This window comes from Stenotrophomonas sp. 05L44_2 (assembly GCF_056665995.1).
Genome location: NZ_JBFTNR010000216.1, coordinates 1 through 5,545, shown reverse-complemented (window position 1 = coordinate 5,545; position 5,545 = coordinate 1). Strand labels below are relative to the sequence as shown.

Annotated in this window: 6 protein-coding genes; 5 read left to right on the top strand and 1 reads right to left on the bottom strand. The window is 65.1% G+C overall.

Features of this window, described 5'->3' with window-relative positions; translation table 11 throughout:
* The 4 genes from rpsD to AC1VAN_RS09445 all read left to right on the top strand — a co-directional run.
* A partial coding sequence (gene rpsD / locus AC1VAN_RS09460; protein ID WP_480985697.1) for a 30S ribosomal protein S4 occupies nucleotides 1-444 on the top strand: 444 nt, incomplete at its 5' end.
* A gap of 55 nt (nucleotides 445-499) precedes the next feature.
* The gene (locus tag AC1VAN_RS09455) at nucleotides 500-1,498 is read left to right on the top strand and encodes a DNA-directed RNA polymerase subunit alpha (protein WP_025879320.1); all 999 of its coding nucleotides are present in this window, start codon (nucleotides 500-502) and stop codon (nucleotides 1,496-1,498) included.
* A 197-nt stretch (nucleotides 1,499-1,695) separates the two neighbouring features.
* On the top strand, nucleotides 1,696-2,079 hold the full coding sequence (gene rplQ / locus AC1VAN_RS09450) for a 50S ribosomal protein L17 (RefSeq protein ID WP_480985696.1): 384 nt from the start codon (nucleotides 1,696-1,698) through the stop codon (nucleotides 2,077-2,079).
* 212 nt (nucleotides 2,080-2,291) lie between these two features.
* Nucleotides 2,292-2,798, top strand: a complete 507-nt coding sequence (locus AC1VAN_RS09445; RefSeq protein ID WP_025879322.1) for a disulfide bond formation protein B — start codon at nucleotides 2,292-2,294, stop codon at nucleotides 2,796-2,798.
* A 77-nt stretch (nucleotides 2,799-2,875) separates the two neighbouring features.
* On the opposite strand, the gene AC1VAN_RS09440 is transcribed toward AC1VAN_RS09445, so the two are convergent.
* On the bottom strand, nucleotides 2,876-5,002 hold the full coding sequence (locus tag AC1VAN_RS09440; RefSeq protein ID WP_480985695.1) for a TonB-dependent receptor: 2,127 nt from the start codon (nucleotides 5,000-5,002) through the stop codon (nucleotides 2,876-2,878).
* 222 nt (nucleotides 5,003-5,224) lie between these two features.
* On the opposite strand from AC1VAN_RS09440, the gene AC1VAN_RS09435 reads away from it, so the two are divergent.
* A partial coding sequence (locus AC1VAN_RS09435; protein ID WP_480985694.1) for a 3-deoxy-7-phosphoheptulonate synthase occupies nucleotides 5,225-5,545 on the top strand: 321 nt, incomplete at its 3' end.

Here is a 5,545-nt window from a genome sequence, read left to right as displayed (position 1 = left end):
GTCAAGCGTATCTACGGTCTGCTGGAGCGTCAGTTCCGCAACTACTACAAGAAGGCCTCGACCAAGAAGGGCAACACCGGCGAGAACCTCCTGCAGCTGCTGGAAACCCGCCTGGACAACGTTGTCTACCGCATGGGCTTCGCCGTGACCCGTCCGGCTGCCCGTCAGCTGGTGTCGCACCGCGGCGTCACCGTGAATGGCAAGTCGGTCAACCTGGCCTCGTACCAGGTCAAGGCTGGCGACGCCATCGCCCTGTCTGAAAAGGCTGCCAAGCAGCTGCGCGTCCAGGAAGCCCTGACCGTCGCCGCCCAGCATGACCTGAGCCCGTCGTGGGTTGAAGTGGATTCCGGCAAGTTCTCCGGCATCTTCAAGGCTGTTCCGGATCGTTCGGATCTGCCTGCGGACATCAACGAAGCGCTGATCGTCGAGCTGTATTCGAAGTAATTCACATTGGAGAGCCCCCGGCGACGGCCGGGGGTTCACTAGGAGAACCCGCAACATGACGGTTACCGCCAACCAGGTTCTGCGTCCTCGCGGTCCGCAGATCGAACGCATTACCGACACCCGTGCAAAGGTCGTTATCGAACCTTTGGAGCGGGGTTACGGGCATACGCTGGGTAATGCCCTGCGTCGCGTGCTGCTGTCGTCCATCCCGGGCTTCGCCATCACGGAAGTCGAAATCGACGGCGTGTTGCATGAGTACACCACGGTCGAAGGTCTGCAGGAGGACGTGCTGGAAGTCCTGCTGAACCTGAAGGACGTGGCCATCCGTATGCACTCCGGCGACAACGCGACTCTGTCCCTGTCCAAGCAGGGTCCGGGCGTTGTCACCGCTGCCGACATCAAGGTCGACCACAATGTGGAGATCTTGAACGGCGACCACGTGATCTGCCACCTGACCAAGGACACGGCAGTGAACATGCGTCTGAAGATCGAGCGTGGTTTCGGCTATCAGCCGGCAGCTGCGCGTCGTCGTCCGGACGAAGAAACCCGTGCCATCGGCCGTCTGGTCCTGGATGCCTCGTTCTCGCCGGTCCGCCGTGTCGCCTATGCCGTGGAAGCGGCTCGTGTCGAACAGCGCACCGACCTGGACAAGCTGGTCATCGATATCGAGACCAACGGCACCATCGACGCCGAAGAAGCAGTGCGTACCGCTGCCGACATCCTCAGCGATCAGCTGTCGGTGTTCGGTGACTTCACCCATCGCGACCGCGGTGCGGCGAAGCCGGCCAACAACGGCGTGGATCCGGTGCTGCTGCGCCCGATCGACGATCTGGAGCTGACCGTGCGTTCGGCCAACTGCCTCAAGGCCGAGAGCATCTACTACATCGGCGATCTGATCCAGAAGACCGAAGTCGAGCTGCTGAAGACCCCGAACCTGGGTAAGAAGTCGCTSACCGAGATCAAGGAAGTGCTGGCCCAGCGTGGCCTGTCGCTCGGCATGAAGCTGGAGAACTGGCCGCCGGCCGGCGTCGCCAGCCACGGCATGCTGGGCTGATACCGCCTTTCTGCAAGACCGCATGGCCCCGTCGGCAACGACGGGGCCATTGCACCAAGGCAATACCGCCACGACGAACGAAGGTTCGCGGGCAGGTCGTCCAGGACGGATGGYCAGGACCAACCGCAGTCCGAGCAGCAGCGCCAGGAAGGCGACAACGATCCGCAAAGCCACATCATTAACCAAGGAATATCACCATGCGTCACCAGAAATCCGGCCGTAAGTTCAGCCGTACCAGCGCCCACCGCGAAGCGATGTTCAAGAACATGGCCGCCTCGCTGTTCAAGCACGAGCTGATCAAGACCACCCTGCCGAAGGCCAAGGAACTGCGCCGCGTCGCCGAGCCGCTGATCACCCTGGCCAAGGTCGACTCCGTCGCCAACCGTCGTCTGRCCTTTGCCCGCCTGCGCGACAACGAAGCCGTCGGCAACCTGTTCACCATCCTGGGCCCGCGCTACGCGAACCGTCCGGGCGGTTACCTGCGCCTGCTGAAGTGCGGCTTCCGCGCCGGCGACAACGCGCCGATGGCCTACGTTGAGCTGGTTGACCGTCCGGTCGTGGCTGAAGCCGTCGAAGAGTAATCGACGCGCGACACCCGTCATTCGGTGAAGAACCCGGCCTCGTGCCGGGTTTTTCCGTTTCTGGGCGACGGATGGAGATCCACGCCGGGCGTGGATGATCCCGCATGTTGCGGCGCGCGCGCCGGCGTGTTCCGACGGGCGCGACGTTGTGGCGGTTCGAACGGCGCGCACTCTCGGTTACGCTTGCGGTCCGTACTACACGAGCGTTGCCGATGAATCCTCTGCGCTGGCCTTTCCGCGCCCAGTTCCTGTTGGGCTTCCTGATCTGCGCGGGCCTGCTGGGCTACGCGATTTTCCTGCAGCTGAAGATGGGGCTGGAGCCGTGTCCGCTGTGCATCTTCCAGCGCCTGGCGTTCGCGGCCCTGGGCCTGCTGTTCCTGATCGGCGCACTGCATGGGCCGTCCAACCGTCCGGGGCGGGCGACCTACGGCATCCTCGCGTTCATCGCTGCCGCCGTGGGCGTGGGCATCGCCGCACGCCATGTCTACGTGCAGATGCTGCCGCCGGAAATGGGGGCGACGTGTGGCCCGCCGCTGGCCTTCCTGCGCGAGACCATGGGGCCGCTGGAAGTGTTCCGCACCGTGCTGACCGGCACCGGCAACTGCGGCAACATCGACTGGACGTTCCTCGGCCTGACCATGCCGATGTGGTCGGGCGTGTGGTTCGTGCTGCTGGCGCTGTGGGCGCTGGTGGTATCGCTGCGCAAGGTCAAGCACTGAGCCAGTCCGGAGCCACGCATGGCGTGGCTCGACTGTTTTCCGGTAGTGCCGGCCGCTGGCCGGCAGTCGGTGGTACCTCAGAAGTCCTGCTGCAGGCTCAGATAGGCGCCGCGACGTGGTCCCCATTGCGGTGCGAACACGCCGATGCCTCCGCCATCGCGCAGCTGGTAGCTGCGATCCAGCGCGTTGATCACCGCCAGTTGCACATGCAGCGGATGACCGCTGTCGGCGTTGAAGTCATGCGCGGCGCTGAGATTGACCTGCAGGTACGACGGCAGTTCGCCGCCATTGGGCACGCCCTCGATGTCCGAACGCAGGCCGCTGCCGTACACGTAGTTCGCACCGACCCGATTGTGGCCAGCGAACGCATAGCTGACGCCGCCGGAAGACGTCAGCTTCTGGTCGTGGTCCAGGTGGATCCAGTTCTGTTGCACGTAGGCCAGTGCATCCGGATCGAGGTTGTACTGGCTGGTGATGACCTGGGTGCCCATGGCCTTGTTGTAGGCCGCGTTGAAGTACGCGCTGATCGGCCCGTTGCTGTAGTCGGCGCTGAACTCCAGACCGTGGATGTGGCCGCGGCGATAGTTGAAGGTGGAATAGATGTAGGCGGCGCCGAACTGGCCTTCGTCCTGCAGGCGGTGCACGCGTCGGTCGTAGGCATCCAGGCCGAGGGTGAGGTGGTCGCCGACCTGCTGTGACACGCCGATATCGTAGTAGTCACTGCGCTCGGACAACGGCGTGTTGCTGCCATCGGCGGGTTGCTGGTTGCTGGTGCCATCGAACAGGGCCAGATCGCTGCCGGCAACCAGTTCGCTGGCGGGCGGGGTGAAGTATCGCGAATAGCCGGCGTGCACGGTGGTGCTGTCGCTGGCGTTCCAGACCACGCCCAGGCGTGGGCTGAGCTGGCCCTCGGTGTGACCGAAGGCCTTGAAGCGGTCGCCGCGCAGGCCGTAATTGACGGTCCAGTCATCGCCGATCCGCCACTCGTCCTGCACGTACAAGGCTGCGGTGCTGGCGTGGAAGGCATTGCGGTCCGGGATCAGCTGCGGCGTGGTGCTCGTCTGCCGCCCATCGGCGTCGACCGGGAAGACCCAGCTGCTGTTGTTGGCGGCGGCGTGTTCGTAGTTGCCATACAGGCCATAACGCAGGGTGTGGTTATCGCCCAGGGGGGTGGAGAAATCGGCCTGCAGGGTGTTGGCGCGGTTGCTGCGCCGGACCTGCGAGGCGACGCCGCTGAACTCCAGGTCGCCCACGACGTCCGGGTTGAAGGCCACATCACTGTAGCGCTGGCCGGCCGAGAGCTGGTACGCGGTCTGGCCAAGCGTGCCCTGCAGCACCAGSATGCCGAAGCGGGTGGCCTCGCGCTGGGTTTCGTCCAGCTGGCTGGAATCGAAGGTGGTGGTGTCCAGGTAGCCGAACTGCGGGGTCTGCCCCGGGTTGACCGGGATCTGGAAGCGGTTGTTGGCAAAGCCGGCGAACACGCTCAGGCGGGTGCTGTCGTTGACCAGATAGGTCAGGTCGGCAAAGGCCTTCCCCTGGTGGGTGTCGTCATGCAGCGGCCTGCGTGCGCTGGTGGGGTTCTCCAGCCCGACCTCGTTCTGGTCGTAGTTGCCGGTCAGGAACCAGCTCCAGCGGCCCTGGTTGCCCCACCAGGAGGCGTTCGGGTTGACCTTGCCGAACGAACCGGCGGTGATGCCAGCGCTGCCGCCGTTGCCCAGCTCGGCGCCACTGCGTGTGGTGATATCGACCACCGCGGCGGTGCGTTCACCGAACTGCGCCGGCAGGGCGCCGTCCATCAGGCGGATGCTCTTGATGGTGCGGGCATCCAGGGTCTGGCCGAAGCCGGAGATCGATTCGGGCAGCAGTACACCATTGATGCGGTACTGCAGGTTGGCGTGGTCGCCGCGCACGTGCACGCCGCCGTAGGAGTCCTGGACCACGCCCGGGGCCTGCAGAAGCACCTGGCTGAGCGGAGCGGAGGCGCCCAGCGGCTGCTTCTGGATGTCCTCGGCGGTGATCTGGTACTGGCTGCTGCCGATGTCCGGTGACAGGGCGTTGCGGGCCTGGTCGAGCTGAGCACTGACGGTGACTACGTCGAGGTCCTTGACCGCAGCCGCGCTGGCATCAGTGTCGGCGGCAAGCGCGGGTTGGCTGGTGAGGATCAGGGCGAAGGTGATGGCGGTGGTGAGCAGGGATGGCTTCATGGGAAATGGGCAGGAAGGGGGAGGGGGCCGGTCYATGAGGGAGTGTTACTCCGTAACAACTGCGTGCCGATCATGCGCCTGTCCGGCGATGGCGACCATGCCGTTTCTGGCCGATCACACGGCCCCTTTCCACACCGTTCAGGCAGTCATGACCGGGCCCGGCCCTTTGCGCCAGCGGCTGGCTCTGCGACCATGACCGCCCCCCACCCCCGGATGTCCGTGATGAGCCTGTCCGCCGTTCCGCCCGCCCCCGATCCTGCCGCCATCGCTGCTGGCGCCGCCTGGTCACCGGAGAGCTGGCGGGGCAAGACCGCGCTGCAGATGCCGACCTATCCCGATCCGGTGGCACTGGATGCCGCGCTGCACGAGCTGAAGCGGCTGCCGCCGCTGGTGACCTCGTGGGAGATCCTGGCGCTGAAGCAGCAGCTGGCCGACGCCCAGGAAGGCAAGCGTTTCCTGTTGCAGGGCGGCGACTGCGCGGAGAATTTCAGCGACTGCGAATCGGGCACGATCTCCAACCGGTTGAAGGTGCTGCTGCAGATG